Origin of the sequence: Exiguobacterium sp. s189, assembly GCF_018617615.1 — a bacterium.
GTDB classification, from domain to species: Bacteria; Bacillota; Bacilli; order Exiguobacteriales; family Exiguobacteriaceae; genus Exiguobacterium; species Exiguobacterium aestuarii_A.
In genome coordinates, this window is record NZ_JACSKM010000003.1 from 142,449 (window position 1) to 160,455 (window position 18,007).

The window sequence follows — 18,007 nt, forward strand, 5'->3', positions numbered from 1 at the left end:
ATAGTCAATGTTGGTCAAACAGAAACCCTTTCTAGTGCTTATTCCACGACCCTCGATGTGTAAAACGTCTCAAGTGCTGACGTTACCCATTTAATTTTGGACGAGCTGGTGTGACTACCTGACATGATTTGAAATAACGAGTGAAGATGGAGTCGCCTGAATACGATAAGAAGAGATATTCTTTTGCACGTGTCATCCCGATATAAAGGAGAGACACTTCGCGCTCGACATCTTCTTCATATTTGAATGGCATATTGTCAACGTTGACGATAAAAACGGCTTGAAAATCAAGACCTTTACTGCTGTCGATTGTACTGATTTTTACGCACTGATCATCTTTTGAGAAGGTACGTTTCGTCTCACTGCTCTCTGTAATCCAAAAGTGCTCGATTCCATAGTAGTTCAGTGCACGTTTTGACACTCCCACGGCTAAAGCCGCAAGCTCACCCTTCGGGATGAGTGGGATTCTGAAGTGCTTGTGCGAGCGCAGTCCATTTCTGTTTTGCTCAAACCTCCAGATGAGGGTGTGCCATCACCCCTCCTGAGACAGATCATATAGATTCTCAGGCTGATTGACTTTTACCATCAACCACAGGTGCGTATCGGATATTCATCGCACCGACTACATCTCGATGTTTATTAAATCCGCAAGAACACGAATAGGTACGGTCCTTCGCTTTATTCCGACTCCCGCAAGAAGGGCATGTCTGAGATGTATATGCAGGATTGACATATTCAACCTTGATTCCTTCTAGTTTCGCCTTGTACTCGATAAATAATGCCAAGCGATAGAACGACCATGTATGCAGATTCTTATTGTTTTTACGGCTTGTTCTTGCCGTCTGCCGGATATTCGCTAGCTTCTCTAGGCGAATGACAGAAATATTGTTCTCTTTTGCGAAGTCGACGATCTCACGGCTCACCTTGTGATCCTTGTCTTTCATCCAACGCTGCTCCTTGTTGTCCAGTTCCTTGATTGCGCTCAGCTTCTTCTTTTGACCGAGCTCTTTCCGTTTCGCACGAAACTTGCGTTTCATGTACTTGTTCTCGCGACCGTTCCCAAAGAACCTCACCTTATCGCAATCAGTCGATGCGACCGCCGGGACTTTCAAGCCTAAATCCACACCAAGGACCCTTGAGCCCGTCTTTTCGATTGTGAGGATTGTAACGGCGATTTGGGCAATCCACTTATCAGACTTTTTCGTAATGCGCACCGCACCCAACTTGTTATTAAGAAGCGAGAAGTTGCGATTGTGTTTGTCGACCATTTCTGCTCTAATTGGTGTTTTCTTTGCTTTTCCATCTACCATGATAGGAAGAGAGATTGACTCGAAGTCAAACGAATAGTTCTGATTGTTCCATGTGCAGTAAGGTTTCTTTAGGATTGGGACTATTTCATATTTCGATTTCTTCGCTTTTTTAAATACGCTTTGGGCGTCTTTAATTATCTGATTCTTGACGGCACTAGGCAAATGGGCGCAAACACTTTTACTTGTCAATTTGAGCATCGCTTTAGCATCCACCATATCAGAGATAAGTTGATTGACCGTCTCGATATATGTTTCTGCCATGCTTTTTAAAACAACTTCCTGTTCTTTTGTCGGCTTCAGTTTAATGTTGACTGTCAGCGTCTGAGACACGGTGTCACCCCCTTGTTTTTTGTTGTCCGACATAACGTTTAATCGTTTCGCTCGATACATTTCCAGCGGTGGAGACGAAATAGGATCGTGTCCAGAGACTCGGCAAATGTTGAAGATGAGGAAATTCCTCTCTTAACTTTTTAGACGTTACTCCCTTTATTTTTGCCATGATGTCAGCAGGACTCAGTGTTGGAGGGGCGTCAAGGAACATATGCGTATGATCTGTATCGCATTCCAAGGCTATAATTTTGATATTCAGTTCTTCGCATATTTCGGACATCAAACCTTTGAAACGTATTTCTACATCGTTACGAAGGAATATCTTTCTTCTGTATCGAGGACAGAAAACGAAGTGATAATTGATTAGAGAAACAGTATTATGAGTTCTTCTATAGTTGGTTTCCATATGAATATTGTGTCAGTTTAACCAACAAACTGCAACAAGAAGATTTCCAGATACTTGAAGCGTCAAAACCTTCGGATTCTTTACTGACACTCCGCATCCTGCCGAGCTTTCATCCCACCCCTAAAGGAGTGGGATGAAAGCTCGGAAATTCTGTAATCATCTGGGAGGTAGCGCTTCAATGTGCGAAAGACAAGTCGTTCTCCTGTTGTTGCGGATGAACGAATCGTCTCTGGAACAGTATGAGCCATTTACTGACACCTCTTTTTTAATTCTTTAACTTAAATATACTATATAAAGGATAATTAGAAGTATGCTGGTTTAAAATTGAAGTAGAAAACATAAAAAAGGACGAAGACCTCATTTGGCCTTCGTCCTTTGCATTTGATACACCCGGAGAGATTCGAACTCCCGACACCTGGCACCGGAAACCAGTGCTCTATCCCCTGAGCTACGGGTGCATGTGTGTGACACGAATTTATTATACATTTGTTTTATTAAAAAAGCAATCCTGTTCATTATCCTTTTTTGAGCGCAAGCAGAGCGGGTTCGTTACAATAGAGAAGAGGGGGGAGAACGATGCAACGGCAAGAACAAAAACAGGTACAACAGCAACAGATGACGCAAGACCTTGTGCAACGGCTACCGGTGCTCGAGGCGGACCGTCTCGCGCTCTCGTTTCGTCTCGCACGTCTGGCGCGCCATAATTCAAACATTCATGTCGGGAGTGGGGATCTCGGATGGGTCGCGGATGCGGCGAGCGCGTTCGAAGAGAAGTTGTTCACCCAGATTCGGGAAGGAAGCGGCAACGACTCGGAGAAAGAGCTGAGACGACAGCTCGTCCTCTTGCTCGACCATCGGGGATTATTGCCGGATACGAATGAGGTGTTGGCGGAGCGGTTCGGTGTCGACGTGACTCAAATCGAACAGGCGAGACAGGCACTTTTATTTCTTGAACCGACGGGGATCGGGGCGAGAACGGAACGAGAGTGTCAGTACCGGTATGCGATTGAACATGAGGACCCACGCGTCGTCGATGTATTTGACGCAATCGAGAGTGGCGTGAGCCAAAAACAGATGGCGAGCGTGCTCGCGATTTCAGAAGAAGAGCTCGCCCGTTTAGAGCGAATGGTCGCGACACTACCAAAACGTCCATTATTATATGAAGAAACGGGTCACGTGTTTCCAGAAGTCGAAGTACGTTACGAAGATGGAGAACTTGTCACGACGTGGCTCAGCCCGGAACTTGACGCAACGAAAGTCGGCAATGACCGCGAGGCGAAATGGTGGATGACGTCCCTTGCGATGCGGAACGAGACGTTACGTGAGATTTGGGCTGTTATCGCGTCACGTCAGACCGAGTGGCTGAAAGGAGAACTTGTCCTCAATCCGCTGACCCGTCGGACCGTCGCGCAACGAATCGGCAAGCACGAATCAACAGTCGGACGTGCCATTCAAGGGAAGTTTTCGAAGACCGAAGGCGGGATCATGGAATGGAAACACTTTTTCGTAAGGTCGACGAGTCATGGACATTCACCGTTCATGATCAAGCGGACGCTCGCAGAACTGATTCAACGGGAGAAAGCCCCGCAAAGTGATCAGGCACTGGCGGACGAACTCGCCCGATATGGCTATCCAGTGACGAGACGGACCGTGACGAACTATCGGGAAGAGCTTGGATTCGGCAACTCACGTGAGCGTGAGCGGCAGTTATGGAAGGGATGACAAAAATGAAACTAACTTTATATAAACGTGACAATTGTTCGCTCTGTGATGAGGCGCTTGTCATGCTCGAATGGCTGCAGGAGGATTACCCGATCGAACTTGAACAGATTGATATTACGGGAGATGAGGATCTCGAGGAGAAGTACCTCTTCGAGATCCCCGTTCTCATACACGAAGGAGAAGTCATCAGTCAAGGGCGATATGATGACAACAAAGTTGAAGATTTTGTTAAGTATACGCTTACATCGAAAAAAAACGTTTGAAGGGGTTGCCAGACGGAAAAGTGATTGATAAGATGAACTCGTAGCGGTGGGACGCAAATAAAAAAGTGGGACGAATATTGTCCACACTGAAAGTCGAGGGGGTAAGAGCATGATCCAGCAACTGATTCACGTTCAGAAGCAAATTGTCCCTGACCTGCTCGATACGCTCCGACATCGTTACGATATCTTACACTATGTCCGCTTGATGCAGCCGATTGGCCGCAGGACACTCGCAACGAGTTTGGGACTGACCGAACGGGTACTCAGACGAGAAGTCGACTTTTTGAAAGACCAAGGTCTTCTTTACGTCGCTACTCAAGGAATTTCCCTCAGTGAGACGGGACGAAACGTCTTACGGGACTTGCACGAGATCATGGGAGAACTTCTCGGGATCTCAGAAGTGGCAAGAGAGCTCGAAGAGAAATTAGGGGTTCGCCAAGTCGTCATCGTACCGGGTGATTCAGATGAGACATTCTGGGTCCAGCGCGATATCGGACGGGCAGCGGTCACGCAATTAAAAGCGCGGCTCGCACCGGATGATAACGTGATTGCGGTAACGGGTGGAACGACGATGGCATCGGTTGCGGCGATGATGTCGCCCGATAAAAAAGAACGCCCGATGCATTTTGTGCCCGCACGCGGAGGTCTTGGAGAAACGCTTGAACTTCAAGCGAATACCGTCTGTTCACGCATGGCGGACCGGGCCCACGCAGACTATCATCTTCTACATATTCCGGATGAAGTGTCACAAGAAACATTCGACCGGATGGTGGAGGAACCTAGTATTAAAAATGTACTGGAAATGATTAGAGCGGCGCGAATTGTGGTACATGGAATTGGTGAGGCAGAAACGATGGCAAAACGCCGTCACGCATCACCGGAGCATTTGCGGATGATTGAACGGCATGACGCCGTCGCCGAAGCATTCGGATATTATTTCAATGCGGAAGGCGAGATCGTCCATCGCGTCAAGACGGTCGGGATCCAACTCGAAGAGCTGGATGACATGGATACCGTCATCGCGGTTGCCGGAGGGAAATCGAAGGCACAGGCGATCGCCGCTTATGCGAAACACACGTCGAACATCATCCTCGTCACGGACGAAGGTGCGGCGAAAGAATTATTAACTTGTTATTAAAGAGTTGACCCCCCGTTGGCTCTTCAATAAATAGCTTCTACCCTAAGGAGGAAATTAACATGGCAGTAAAAGTTGGTATTAACGGATTTGGACGTATCGGTCGTTTGGCATTCCGCGAGATCATCAAAAACGAAGGAATCGAAGTTGTTGCAATCAACGACTTGACAGACACGAAGATGCTTGCGCACCTTCTCAAGTATGACACGACTCAAGGTCGTTTCGACGGAGAAGTTGAAGTACACGACGATCACTTCCTCGTAAACGGAGAGAAAGTTATCACGCTCGCTAACCGTAACCCTGAAGAACTTCCATGGGGAGACCTCGGTGTAGACATCGTTCTCGAATGTACTGGATTCTTCACTTCTAAAGAAAAAGCTGAGCTTCACTTGAAAGCTGGCGCGAAGAAAGTTGTTATCTCGGCTCCTGCTACAGGTGACATGAAGACTGTTGTTTACAACACAAACCACGACATCCTCGATGGTACTGAAACAGTCATCTCAGGTGCTTCTTGTACAACAAACTGCTTGGCGCCAATGGCTAAAGTACTTCAAGACCAGTTCGGAATCGTTGAAGGTCTCATGACTACGATCCACGCTTACACTGGTGACCAAAACACGCTTGACGCTCCACACCCGAAAGGTGACTTCCGTCGTGCGCGTGCAGCTGCAGCGAACATCGTTCCTAACACAACAGGAGCTGCTAAAGCAATCGGTCTCGTAATCCCTGAACTTCAAGGAAAACTTGACGGTGCTGCACAACGTGTACCAGTTGCTACAGGTTCACTCACTGAGCTCGTAACTGTACTCGACAAGCAAGTATCTGTTGACGAAGTAAACGCAGCGATGAAAGCAGCAGCAAACGAGTCATTCGGTTACACTGAAGACGAAATCGTTTCTTCTGACATCGTTGGAATCACATACGGTTCACTCTTCGACGCGACTCAAACAAAAGTTATGACAGTTGGCGACAAGCAACTCGTTAAAACAGTTTCTTGGTACGACAACGAAATGTCTTACACTGCACAATTGGTTCGCACAGTTAAGCACTTCGCTAACATCGCGAAGTAATTTCGTGAACTAAATAGAATCAAATAGGAGCGGAAACAAGAGATTGTTCTCCGCTCTATTTATGAAATGACACGCACGACATATGGAGGCGAAAGTTATGAACAAACAGTCTATTCGTGACATCGATGTAAAAGGGAAACGCGTCTTTTGCCGCGTTGACTTCAACGTTCCACTCAAAGATGGCGTCATCCAAGACGAAACTCGGATCCAAGCCGCACTTCCAACGATCAAGCACTTGCTTGACGGTGGTGCGAAACTCGTCCTTGCGAGCCACCTCGGCCGTCCAAAAGGCGAGAAGAACCCTGAGTTCTCACTTGCTCCAGTAGCGAAGCGTCTCGCTGAGCTTCTCGGAAAAGATGTACCGCTCGTCGAAGAAGCATACGGTCCGGTCGCAGAAGAAGCGGTCGCTAAACTCTCTGAAGGCGATGTCGTCGTTTTAGAGAACGTTCGTTTCTACCCAGGTGAAACGAAAAACGACGCTGAACTTGCAAAAGGATTCGCAGCACTTGCTGACGTATACGTCAACGACGCGTTCGGCGCGGCTCACCGTGCACACGCTTCAACTGAAGGGATTGCACACCACGTGGACACAGCCGTTGCTGGTCTCTTGATGGAAAAAGAACTTGAAGTTCTCGGTAAAGCTCTTTCTAACCCAGACCGTCCGTTCACGGCGATTATCGGCGGGTCGAAAGTAGCGGACAAGATCGGGGTCATCGACCACCTTCTTGACATCGTTGACACACTCATCATCGGCGGCGGACTCTCGTACACGTTCTCGAAAGCACTCGGGCACGAAGTCGGAACGTCACTCCTTGAAGAGGATAAGCTTGACCTCGCTCGTCAATTCATGAAGAAGGCAGAAGACAAAGGCGTGAAATTCTTGATGCCTGTCGACTGCGTCATCACAAAAGAATTCGGCGAAGAAACGTATGTCGGCCCAGTCGATATCGACTCGATCCCAGCGGATCACATGGGTCTTGATATCGGACCGAAGACAGTCGAACTTTACGCGGATGCGATTCGCGAATCGAAACTTGTCGTATGGAACGGACCGATGGGCGTATTCGAACTCGATAAATACGCAAACGGAACGAAAGGTGTCGCTCAAGCACTTGCGGATAGCGATGCATATTCAATCATCGGTGGTGGCGACTCAGCCGCTGCGGCAGCCAAGTTTGGTCTTGCTGACAAGATGAGTCACATTTCAACTGGTGGTGGCGCGTCACTCGAATTCATGGAAGGCAAGAAACTTCCAGGTGTCGAGGCGCTTAACGACAAGTAATTTAGAGGAGGGTTATCGATGCGTAAACCGATTATTGCAGGTAACTGGAAAATGAACAAAACACTCTCGGAAGCTGTCGCTTTCGTAGAGGAAGTTAAAAACAACATCCCGTCTACTGACAAAGTAGATGCAGCGATTGGTGCTCCGGCACTTTTCCTCGCACCGATGGTAGAAGCAGCTAAAGGGTCAAACTTGAAGCTCGGTGCACAAAACATGTACGACAAAGATAGCGGTGCCTACACTGGCGAAATCAGCCCAGCTATGGTCGCTGACCTCGGCGTGACTTACGTCATCCTCGGTCACTCAGAACGTCGCGAGTACTTCGGCGAATCAGATGCGTTCATCAACAGCAAAACGAAAAAAGCGTTCGAACACGGTCTTACGCCAATCGTTTGTGTCGGTGAAACACTTGAAGAGCGCGAAGGCGACAAGTTCGAAGAAGTCATCAACACACAAGTCGAAGGCGGTCTTGCTGACCTCTCTGCTGACCAAGTCAAACAACTCGTCATCGCGTACGAGCCAGTTTGGGCAATCGGTACAGGTAAATCAGCAGACGAAGCTGACGCACAAAGCTCTTGTAAGTATGTTCGCGACGTGGTGAAAGGTCTTTACGGCGAAGACGTAGCGGCTGCAGTACGCATCCAATACGGTGGATCTGTAAAACCTGAGAACATCAAAGAGTACATGGCACAGGAAGACATCGACGGCGCACTCGTCGGCGGTGCTTCACTCGAAGCCGCTTCGTTCCTCAAATTGTTGGAGGCGATTTAAATGGCTAGACCAGTCGCACTCATCATCTTAGATGGTTTCGGGATGCGTGACGAATCGTTCGGTAACGCGGTCATGGCTGCGGACAAACCGAACTTCGATCGCTACTGGGAGCAGTATCCACATACGCTCTTAAACGCAAAAGGCGAGTACGTCGGTCTTCCAGAAGGACAGATGGGGAACTCGGAAGTCGGTCACTTGAATATCGGTGCCGGTCGAGTTGTCTATCAGTCACTCTCACGCGTCAACAACGCAATCAAAGACCGTTCGTTCTTCGACCGTCAGGCGATGAACCATTTGGCAGGACATGTGAAGAAGCATGACTCGAGCCTCCATATCATGGGTCTCGTGTCAGATGGCGGGATTCACTCGCATATCAAACACATGTATGCCGTCGTTGAGTTCGCAAAACTCCACGGTATTGAAAAAGTGTACATTCACGCCTTCACGGACGGCCGTGACTGTGATCCGAAGTCAGGTGCTGGTTTCCTCAAGGAAACAGAAGAGAAGCTCGCTGAACTCGGTGTCGGTCAAGTCGCTAGCGTGTCTGGTCGCTACTATGCCATGGACCGCGACAACCGTTGGGAGCGCGTCGAGAAAGTATATGACGTCCTCGTAAACGGAAAAGGTGAAGTCGGTACGGACCCAGTCGAGGTTCTCAAGCAGTCGTATGAGAACGATTTGACGGATGAGTTCGTCTTACCGACAGTCATCGAAAAAGATGGCAAGCCGGTCGCAACAATTCAAGACAACGATGCCATCATGTTCTTCAACTTCCGTCCGGACCGGGCGATCCAGTTGTCGAAAGTGTTCAAAGAGAAAGCTGGATTTGAAGGCTTTACACTCTCTGACAACCATCCTGAGAACCTTCTTCTCGTTTCGATGACGAAGTACTCGGATGATATCGACACGGATATCGTCTTCCCACCGGAAGATTTGAAAAACACACTTGGGGAAACACTCTCTGCGCAAGGATACAAACAGCTCCGTGCCGCAGAAACAGAGAAGTACCCACACGTCACGTTCTTCTTAAACGGACAAAAAGAAAAACCATTCGAAGGCGAGGATCGTCTCCTCATTCCTTCACCGAAAGTCGCGACATACGACTTGCAACCAGAAATGAGTGCGTACGAACTCACAGACGGCTTGCTCGAGCGTATCGAGTCGGATGAGTATGATGCATACGTCATCAACTTCGCGAACCCGGATATGGTTGGTCACTCAGGTAAGCTTGAGCCGACGAAGAAAGCAATCGAAGCAGTCGATGAATGCCTCGGTAAAGTAGTGGACGCATTACTTGCTAAGGGCGGAGCGGCCATCATCACAGCGGACCACGGGAACGCAGACATCGTCACGAACCCAGACGGCTCGCCGATGACGGCGCATACGACGGAACCTGTTCCGTGCATCATCACAAAAGAGGGAGTCGAACTGAAACCAGTTCTCGAAGGCGCACTTTGCGACCTCGCCCCAACGCTTCTCGACCTTCTCGGTGGAGAGCAACCAGCTGAAATGACTGGTTCATCAATCGTTACAAAATCATAAAACTATTTTTCATACGAAAAGGAGCGATTTTTCATGTCAATGATTACAGAAATTTACGCACGCGAGATTTTAGATTCACGCGGTAACCCATCAGTAGAAGTAGAAGTCTTCACAGAAGACGGCGGTTTCGGCCGTGCACTCGTCCCATCAGGCGCATCAACAGGTGAGCACGAAGCAGTTGAGCTTCGCGATGGCGACAAGTCACGTTACCTCGGTAAAGGTGTCTTGAAGGCAGTTGCGAACGTGAACGACACGATCGCACCAGAACTTATCGGCTACGATGTCTTCGACCAAAACGCAATCGATGCGAAAATGATCGAACTCGACGGTACGCCAAACAAAGCTAAACTTGGTGCAAACGCAATCCTCGGTGTGTCAATGGCAGCCGCTCACGCAGCAGCAGATGAGCTTGGTCTCCCACTTTACACATACCTCGGTGGATTCAACGCGAAGACACTTCCAACACCAATGATGAACATCATCAACGGTGGTTCGCACGCGGACAACAACGTGGACTTCCAAGAGTTCATGATCATGCCTGTTGGCGCGCCAACATTCCGTGAAGCGCTCCGTATGGGTGCTGAAGTATTCCACGCCCTCAAATCAGTTCTTTCTGGTATGGGTCTTAACACAGCTGTTGGTGACGAAGGTGGTTTCGCACCAAACTTGAAATCGAACGAAGAAGCGATCACAGTTATCCTTGAAGCGATCGAAAAAGCTGGTTACAAACCAGGTGAAGATGTCTACCTCGCAATGGACGTTGCATCTTCTGAGTTCTACGACAAGTCAACTGGTAAATACGAACTCGCTGGCGAAGGCAAGTCACTCACAACTGCTGAGCTTGTAGACTTCTACGCTGAGCTCGTTGACAAGTACCCAATCCTCTCAATCGAAGATGGTTGTGACGAAAACGACTGGGATGGCCACAAGCTTCTCACAGACAAAATCGGACACAAAGTTCAACTCGTTGGGGATGACCTCTTCGTAACGAACACATCTAAACTTGCTGAAGGTATCGAAAAAGGAATCGCAAACTCGATCCTCATCAAAGTTAACCAAATCGGTACGCTCACAGAAACATTCGACGCGATCGAAATGGCTAAAAAAGCTGGTTACACAGCAGTTGTCTCACACCGTTCTGGTGAAACAGAAGACGCGACAATCGCGGACATCGCTGTTGCGACAAACGCTGGACAAATCAAAACTGGTTCACTTTCACGTACAGACCGTATCGCGAAATACAACCAACTTCTCCGCATCGAAGACATGCTCGGCGATGTAGCGAAATACGACGGCATCAAGTCGTTCTACAACCTTAAAAAATAATTGATTATTTTCAGGCTCGCCAAATGACGGGCCTGTTTTTTTGTGTGGAATAACCGTTTAATCGACGGTGGGAAAACTGATCGGTGGTCACCCGTCTTGCGGCACCGATGCTTTCTGCAGGCAATCCACGGAGCATCCTCGCGCTTAAGCGCTTGCGGGGTCTCCGCGAGATTGCTTTCCTGCAAGAGTCACGGTACCGCTTCGACGGGCGCGAACGCTCTGTGTCGAACCTCTTCGTTGCTGTATACTGAACGTGACTAATAAAGAATAGGGGGAGAGTGGATGAACCAATCGAATGAACAAGAAACAAGGTTGAGCGGCGGGAACGTATCCACCGTTCATCGAAAAGGGGACAATGTCTATCGTTCGAAAAAAGTGGGGAGTGAACGCATCCATCGCTTCTTGAAACATTTGGAAGCAAAGCAACTTTCCGGAGTGCCACGCTTTATTGGAATCGATGATCGAGGAAGAGAAGTGTTAACTTACTTGGAAGGAGAAACCGCAGACTATCCGTTGAAGTCTTACATGTGGTCCGATAAGGCAATTCAAGACGTTGCGTGCTTGATGAGACGATTGCATGATGCGTCGACAGATTTTGAATGGTCATCGGAATGGGCACCGATTGACAACACCCCTCAACCGCTAGAGGTCATTTGCCACAATGATTTTGCCGTCTACAATACGATTTTTCATGAGGGAAAAGTATCAGGGGTCATCGATTTTGATTTGGCTGCGCCGGGTCCGAGAGCTTGGGATATCGTTTACGCTCTTTACACGTTCGTCCCGCTCAGTCGCCGGCATCAAGCTGAATCAGGAGAAGTCATCTATTACGATGCGATTCGAGATGATAAGTCGTATCAAGAACGTGTTTCATTATTCTTAAAGGCGTACGGTTGGGACGACTCTAAGGAAGACTTATTTGAGATGTTGCAGTTACGCATCGAGGCACTCTGTCTGTTGATGAAGCGGAAAGCCGCTGAAGGGGATATCGCCTTCCAAAAGATGATGGATGAGGGGCACTACGATCATTATCAAGAAGAACTTCGTTTCATTCAAGCACATGGTCAGAAGTGGTTCTGAAACGATGTAGGAAGGGAATAGATTAGTGAAGCACAAATGGGGAGGCGTTTCTCATGATGATGTTAGGGATTCTTCTCGTCATCGGTCTGATCGCATTTGGGGTGTGGTATTATCTAAAGACGAAGCGCGACGACGATTGGTCATGACTCTTTTGTCATGACCTCTATTTTGTGTCAGAACACACAAATATTGGGTATACTCATTACATAACGAGTAAAGGAGCCAATGCTAATGACACGAGTACGTAAAGCCATCATCCCAGCCGCCGGTCTCGGCACCCGCTTCCTACCAGCCACGAAAGCCATGCCAAAAGAGATGTTGCCAATCGTCAACAAACCGACGATTCAGTTCATCGTCGAGGAAGCCGTCGCTTCAGGAATCGAAGACATCATCATCGTCACGGGTAAGAACAAGCGCGCCATTGAAGATCATTTTGACCGTGCACTCGAGTTGGAGCAAAACTTGGAGTCAAAAGGGAAGACCCGCTTACTCGAATCGGTCCGACACTCCTCGAACTTGGCGAACATTCACTACATACGCCAACAGGAGCCAAAAGGTCTCGGTCATGCGATTTGGTGTGCTCGGAAATTTATTGGGGACGAGCCGTTCGCTGTCTTGCTCGGAGATGACATCATTGAATCCGACGTGCCGGCGACGAAGCAGTTGATTGACCAATATGAGGCGCATGAACGCTCGATCATTGGTGTGCAGCGTGTCCCGTATGAAATGACGAACCGATATGGTATAATTGACCCACTTGCCGTCGAAGGGAAGCTCATCCCGGTGCGGACGTTCGTCGAGAAACCGCCCGTCGGTGAGGCCCCATCGAACTTTGCCATCCTTGGTCGCTATGTGCTGACACCGGACGTCTTTGAGGCGTTGTCAGGACAAGAAGCAGGGGCAGGAGGCGAGATTCAATTGACGGATGCGATCGCACGCTTGAATGAAGCGCAGACGGTCTTTGCTTACGAATTTGATGGTCGACGCTATGACGTCGGGGAGCCGATCGGATTCGTCGAGACGACGATTTGCCACGCGCTCAGCGATCCTGATTTAAAAGATGACGTCCATGCCTTGTTAAAACGGCTCGTGGACGAACTTGATCAACAGTAAGGTGTGTTATTTTTGAAAACAATGCTCATGGTGTGTCAAAACTATTATCCGGAGATCGGCAGCGCCGGCAACCGGATGCAAAACATTACGCATTTGATGAAGCAGCGCGGGTATGAAGTCGAGGTCATCACGGCCGCCCCTTCGTACCCGAGCTTTGATATGTATCAGGACGACCGTTTCTGGAATGACCGGGAGCTGAACGACCAACCGTTCATCAAACGACTCATTACGAAGAAGCGGAAACATACGTCCAATATGGTCAGCCGTCTCTTCTTGTTCCTCGAACAGATGGTGAAAGGGATCGGGTCCGTCCGTCAGTTAAAATTGAAGCCAGACGTCGTATTTGCGACGACCCCTTCTTTTTTTATGGCGTTTGTCGGGGTATATGCGAAACGGAAGTATCGTGTCCCCCTCATTTTGGACGTTCGTGACCTTTGGCCGGAATCGGTGAAAGGGGTCGGCGTGTTCAAGCACGACTGGGTGCTCGCGCCGGCATTTTGGCTCGAAAAGCGACTGTATCGTGCAGCTGACGAGGTCATCATCAACTCGGAAGGCTTCCGCAGCTATCTGCGTCAACGTGGTGTCCCGAACGAGAAGATCCACTACATGCCGAACTCGATTCGAGAATCGGAACGAGCGCTTGAGCGGACGATCCCGCCGGACGACCGGATGGAGATTTTATATGCCGGAAACATGGGTCTCGCGCAAGACGTCTCGCTCTTACTCGAACTCGCCGAACGGTTCCGTGACGAACCGCGGATCCACTTCAAACTGATCGGCTACGGGTATCGGAAAGAAGAGTTGAAGCAGACAATCAAAGAGCGTGGTTTCCAAAACTTCTTGTTCCTTGAAGCGATGCCACGGACGGAGGCGTTCCAGGCGATTAAAAATGCGGACGTTGCCTTTGTCAGCCTGATCGAGCAAGAAGTGTTCGATACGGTCATTCCTGGGAAACTCATCGACTATATGGCGGTCGGCAAACCGATTGTCGCAGCAGTGTCAGGCCATGCGGCGAATGTCATTGAAGCGGCCGAAGTCGGATTCGTCTCTCGGAAACGGGATATCGATGAGATCGAGCGGATTCTCCGCAAGCTCCTCGACCGACCGGACCTTCGGGAGGCGCTCGGGGCGAACGGGATTCGTTACGTCAAAGAGAATTTATGTTGGGAAGAGAATATCGACGTGTTAGATCAAGTCGTACAACAGTTAGTGATGGAGGAAACACAATGAAGTCAGTATGTATGTTTGTATGGAACCATTTTACGAATGATGCGCGCGTCCTTCGCGAATGCTCGGCACTCGCCGAGGCAGGTTATGAAGTTGATTTGATTGCGCTCCAGGACCCGAAAAATAAAGAGTTACCGAAAGAAGAGATGCGTCCGGAAGGTTTCCGTGTCATCCGCGTGAAGCGTCAGCCATCGATTCTTATAAATTCAATGAAAATGGCCAGTAAGTTAAAAAAATGGATTTTTGCAAAACCACAACGCAAGTTAGGTGCCGGACTCGTCGGTGCCGGCTTATTCCTACTCGCACCGTTCACGATGCTCGCTCTCGGGGCATCGGTCGGGACAATCTTGTTGCCGCAAGTGCGTAAGCAAATCGTCAACGCGAGTGCGATGCTCGAGATGGTGTTCACGTCGACGAAGAAGTCATACGACTTTTATCATGCGAACGATTTGAACACGCTCCCGCAGGCACTCCTCGCCGGAAAAGTGTTCAACAAAGGTCGAATCGTCTACGATTCGCACGAAGTACAGACGGACCGTACCGGTTACGGCTACATCCAAAGTAACCTCGAAGGATGGCTCTTGCCGTTCGTCGATACGATGATGGTCGAGAACCATACGCGCGCGGCACACAACGAAGAGTTATACGGGTTCTATCCGTACGTGCTCCACAACTACCCGTTCTACCGTCCGCTCGACTTCTCGCTCCGTAAGGACTTGCATGCGCTCCTCGACTTGCCGAAAGACGAGAAAATCCTCTTGTACCAAGGTGGGATTCAAGCTGGGCGTGGTCTCGAACAACTCGTGCTCGCGGCGAAAGACTTCAAAGAGGGTACGCTCGTCATGATCGGGGACGGGAAGCTCAAACCGATGATTCAACAGTTGATTGAGACTGAAGGTGTCGGCAATCGTGTCAAGATGATTGACAAAGTACCGGTCGAAGCGTTACCTTACTATACGATGAACGCCTACTTAGGCTTCCAAGTATTGAACAACGTCTGCTTCAACCACTACTCGGCATCGTCGAACAAATTGTTTGAGTATTTGATGGCCGAAGTACCGGTCGTCTCATGTGACTTCCCTGAGATCGAACGGGTCGTTGCGGGGAACGATGTCGGGGTGCTCGTCGATTCACACGATCCACAATCGATCGCAGACGGCGTCAACCGGATGATTGAAGACCAAGCACTCTATGCGCGTGTCAAAGAGAACACGAAGACCGCGCGTGAGAAATATAACTGGGATTTGGAAAAAGAGGCACTCTTGAATGTCTACGCGAACGCAGCGGAGCGCAAGTTGCCGATTATGAAAGACGGTGCGCCAAAGCCAGTACAATCTTAAGACTGCGGCTTTGGCCGCGGTCTTTTTTATATGGAAGGAGGACAATTTATGAAACGTCAACAGCAACATCTATTGCGCCAACAAGTATGGCGCAAGCTACAAACCATCTCGGTGAAGGACATCGCCTGGATCATCGCGGGCTCATTCATTCTCTCATTCGGGGTCAACTACTTCACCGTACCGAACGATTTCTCGGAAGGTGGTCTGCTCGGGGTCACGATCATCCTGTACTACGTGTTCGGCTGGGACCTCGGGCTCACGTCGATTATCGGGAACGGGATTCTCTTTATCGTCGGTTATAAGCTGCTTGACCGTCGGACAATGGTCTATTCGGTCATCGCCGTCGTCGCGACGTCATTCTTCCTCAGTCTGACGCACGACTGGGGCAGCCCTGCCGAGGACAAACTGCTCGCGGCCGTCTACGCCGGGATCATGATCGGGGTCGGGATCGGCATGGTGCTCCGTGTCGGCGGGACGACCGGTGGGGGCGTCATCATCGCCCGGCTCATGGAGCGTTATCTCCACTTGAGCGTCGCCGTCTCGATGTTCATCATCGATGCGATCGTCGTCGCGACATCTGGCTTCTTCTTAGGGGAACAAGTCGTCCTCTATACGCTCATCGCCATCATCATCGGCTCGTGGGTCATCGATCTCGTCGCGGAAGGACTCAACATCCGCAAGGCCGTCACGATCATCAGCGACAAACAAGAAGAGCTCGCTGTCGTCTTGACGGAGACGCTCGGTCGCTCGGCGACGATCATCCATGGACACGGCTATTACACGAAGCAAGATAAGAACATGTTGTATATGATCGTCGACAAACGTCAAATCGCACCACTCAAAAAAATCGTCCAAGTGACGGACGACCGTGCCTTCGTCGTGATCCACCAAGTGAAGGAAGTCATCGGGGAAGGATTCAGCTACCCGTCCCGATAATTTGAATGCTGGTGTTTTGACGATAACTTCTATATAATAAAAGGCGTGTAAATAGAAGGAGGAACTGACTACTATGCAAACGATCGCTACAATCAGCCTACTTGTCGTGGCTGTCTTATTGATTGTCGTCGTACTGCTCATGTCAGGTCGGTCGCAAGGTCTTGGAGCGATTGCAGGTGGCGCGGAGCAGTTGTTCGGACGCCAGAAAGCGCGCGGCTTCGATGCTGTTTTGAACCGAACTGCAGCTGTACTAGGCACTTTGTTTTTCATTTTAGGATTACTAGTCGCATCATTATGATGATAAGGCTGATCGTTCTCGATTTTCACGTGAGGCGGTCAGCTTTTGTTTTTTCGATTTATTTTTTGGGAATAATGTAGATACGAGGAGATGACAGATAAAATGAAAGTGACTGCACCAAAACCGTTCTTCTTCGAGGGCGGAAAACGTGCCGTGTTGATGTTACATGGCTTCACTGGATCGAGCGCGGATGTCCGCATGCTCGGTCGCTTCCTTCAAAAAGAAGGATACACATGTATGGGACCGATCTATCGTGGTCATGCCGTCCCACCGGAAGAGTTACTCCAATATGGACCAGAAGACTGGTGGGAAGACGTCTTGAACGCTTACCAGACACTCGTCGACAAAGGCCATGAGGAGATCGTCGTCTGCGGACTATCGCTAGGTGGCGTGATGTCGCTCCGTCTCGCCGAGGAGAAAGACGTCAAGGCGGTCATCCCGATGTGCGCGCCGACTGGAATCGATGCCGAGGACCGCTTGTATAAAGGAGTCCAGGCATATGCCCGAGAATATAAGGGTAGAGAAGAAAAGTCGCCGGAACAGATCGAGCAGGAGATGGCAGCGTTCAAACCGATGCCAACGCTAAAAGACCTCCGTGCCTTCGTCCGCGACACGGCGTCGAAGCTCGAGGACATCTTCGTCCCGACACTCGTCGTCCAAGGCGCCAAAGACAACATGATCGACCCGGAATCGGCGAATCAAATTTACGAGGCGGTCAATACGTTCCAAAAAGAGTTGCTCATCTATGAGAACTCGGGACATGTGATCACGCTCGACAAAGAAAAAGAGAAACTGCACCAGGACGTGCTCGATTTTCTCGAAACGTTAGACTGGTCAGTCTAAGAAGGAGGTGTCA

Annotated in this window: 18 protein-coding genes and 1 tRNA gene; 15 read left to right on the forward strand and 4 right to left on the reverse strand. The window is 49.5% G+C overall.

What is annotated here, in order from left to right:
• Window positions 1-82: 82 nt before the first annotated feature.
• From KNO99_RS05435 to KNO99_RS05450, 4 genes are all read right to left on the reverse strand, one after another.
• On the reverse strand, window positions 83-427 hold the full coding sequence (locus tag KNO99_RS05435) for a 3'-5' exonuclease (RefSeq protein ID WP_371743044.1): 345 nt from the start codon (window positions 425-427) through the stop codon (window positions 83-85).
• A 136-nt stretch (window positions 428-563) separates the two neighbouring features.
• The gene (locus KNO99_RS05440; RefSeq protein ID WP_214746056.1) at window positions 564-1,640 is read right to left on the reverse strand and encodes an RNA-guided endonuclease InsQ/TnpB family protein; all 1,077 of its coding nucleotides are present in this window, start codon (window positions 1,638-1,640) and stop codon (window positions 564-566) included.
• A gap of 4 nt (window positions 1,641-1,644) precedes the next feature.
• On the reverse strand, window positions 1,645-2,046 hold the full coding sequence (gene tnpA / locus KNO99_RS05445; protein ID WP_214746059.1) for an IS200/IS605 family transposase: 402 nt from the start codon (window positions 2,044-2,046) through the stop codon (window positions 1,645-1,647).
• A 385-nt stretch (window positions 2,047-2,431) separates the two neighbouring features.
• Window positions 2,432-2,504, reverse strand: a tRNA-Arg gene (locus tag KNO99_RS05450).
• A gap of 118 nt (window positions 2,505-2,622) precedes the next feature.
• Here KNO99_RS05450 and KNO99_RS05455 point away from each other — a divergent pair.
• From KNO99_RS05455 to KNO99_RS05525, 15 genes are all read left to right on the forward strand, one after another.
• The gene (locus tag KNO99_RS05455; RefSeq protein ID WP_214746062.1) at window positions 2,623-3,768 is read left to right on the forward strand and encodes an RNA polymerase factor sigma-54; all 1,146 of its coding nucleotides are present in this window, start codon (window positions 2,623-2,625) and stop codon (window positions 3,766-3,768) included.
• 5 nt (window positions 3,769-3,773) lie between these two features.
• Window positions 3,774-4,031 carry a glutaredoxin family protein gene (locus tag KNO99_RS05460; protein WP_251130962.1) on the forward strand — a complete coding sequence of 86 codons (258 nt, stop codon included), beginning with the start codon at window positions 3,774-3,776 and terminating at the stop codon, window positions 4,029-4,031.
• Window positions 4,032-4,140: 109 nt separating this feature from the next.
• Window positions 4,141-5,169 carry a sugar-binding transcriptional regulator gene (locus KNO99_RS05465; protein WP_012726913.1) on the forward strand — a complete coding sequence of 343 codons (1,029 nt, stop codon included), beginning with the start codon at window positions 4,141-4,143 and terminating at the stop codon, window positions 5,167-5,169.
• Between the two features lie 59 nt (window positions 5,170-5,228).
• On the forward strand, window positions 5,229-6,236 hold the full coding sequence (gene gap, locus KNO99_RS05470; RefSeq protein ID WP_012726912.1) for a type I glyceraldehyde-3-phosphate dehydrogenase: 1,008 nt from the start codon (window positions 5,229-5,231) through the stop codon (window positions 6,234-6,236).
• Window positions 6,237-6,333: 97 nt separating this feature from the next.
• Window positions 6,334-7,518, forward strand: coding sequence for a phosphoglycerate kinase (locus KNO99_RS05475; protein WP_214746065.1), 1,185 nt, complete (start codon window positions 6,334-6,336; stop codon window positions 7,516-7,518).
• Between the two features lie 18 nt (window positions 7,519-7,536).
• On the forward strand, window positions 7,537-8,289 hold the full coding sequence (gene tpiA, locus KNO99_RS05480; protein ID WP_214746068.1) for a triose-phosphate isomerase: 753 nt from the start codon (window positions 7,537-7,539) through the stop codon (window positions 8,287-8,289).
• Window positions 8,290-9,831, forward strand: coding sequence for a 2,3-bisphosphoglycerate-independent phosphoglycerate mutase (gene gpmI / locus KNO99_RS05485; RefSeq protein ID WP_214746072.1), 1,542 nt, complete (start codon window positions 8,290-8,292; stop codon window positions 9,829-9,831).
• 33 nt (window positions 9,832-9,864) lie between these two features.
• A complete protein-coding gene (gene eno / locus KNO99_RS05490) occupies window positions 9,865-11,157 on the forward strand; it encodes a phosphopyruvate hydratase (RefSeq protein WP_012726908.1) in 1,293 nt (430 codons plus the stop codon).
• 282 nt (window positions 11,158-11,439) lie between these two features.
• Window positions 11,440-12,237, forward strand: a complete 798-nt coding sequence (locus tag KNO99_RS05495; RefSeq protein ID WP_214746075.1) for an aminoglycoside phosphotransferase family protein — start codon at window positions 11,440-11,442, stop codon at window positions 12,235-12,237.
• Between the two features lie 231 nt (window positions 12,238-12,468).
• Entirely contained in the window at window positions 12,469-13,350 is an 882-nt protein-coding gene (galU, locus tag KNO99_RS05500) for a UTP--glucose-1-phosphate uridylyltransferase GalU (protein ID WP_214693547.1), read from the forward strand.
• Between the two features lie 21 nt (window positions 13,351-13,371).
• The gene (locus KNO99_RS05505; RefSeq protein WP_074033967.1) at window positions 13,372-14,580 is read left to right on the forward strand and encodes a glycosyltransferase family 4 protein; all 1,209 of its coding nucleotides are present in this window, start codon (window positions 13,372-13,374) and stop codon (window positions 14,578-14,580) included.
• Complete coding sequence (locus tag KNO99_RS05510; RefSeq protein WP_214746079.1) at window positions 14,577-15,917, forward strand: glycosyltransferase; 1,341 nt, start codon at window positions 14,577-14,579, stop codon at window positions 15,915-15,917. Before KNO99_RS05505 ends, KNO99_RS05510 begins: the two co-directional genes overlap by 4 nt.
• A 48-nt stretch (window positions 15,918-15,965) precedes the next feature.
• The gene (locus tag KNO99_RS05515; protein ID WP_083600113.1) at window positions 15,966-16,853 is read left to right on the forward strand and encodes a YitT family protein; all 888 of its coding nucleotides are present in this window, start codon (window positions 15,966-15,968) and stop codon (window positions 16,851-16,853) included.
• Between the two features lie 73 nt (window positions 16,854-16,926).
• Window positions 16,927-17,151, forward strand: coding sequence for a preprotein translocase subunit SecG (gene secG / locus KNO99_RS05520; RefSeq protein WP_012726902.1), 225 nt, complete (start codon window positions 16,927-16,929; stop codon window positions 17,149-17,151).
• 102 nt (window positions 17,152-17,253) lie between these two features.
• Window positions 17,254-17,994, forward strand: coding sequence for an alpha/beta hydrolase (locus tag KNO99_RS05525; protein ID WP_214746082.1), 741 nt, complete (start codon window positions 17,254-17,256; stop codon window positions 17,992-17,994).
• Window positions 17,995-18,007 lie beyond the last annotated feature (13 nt).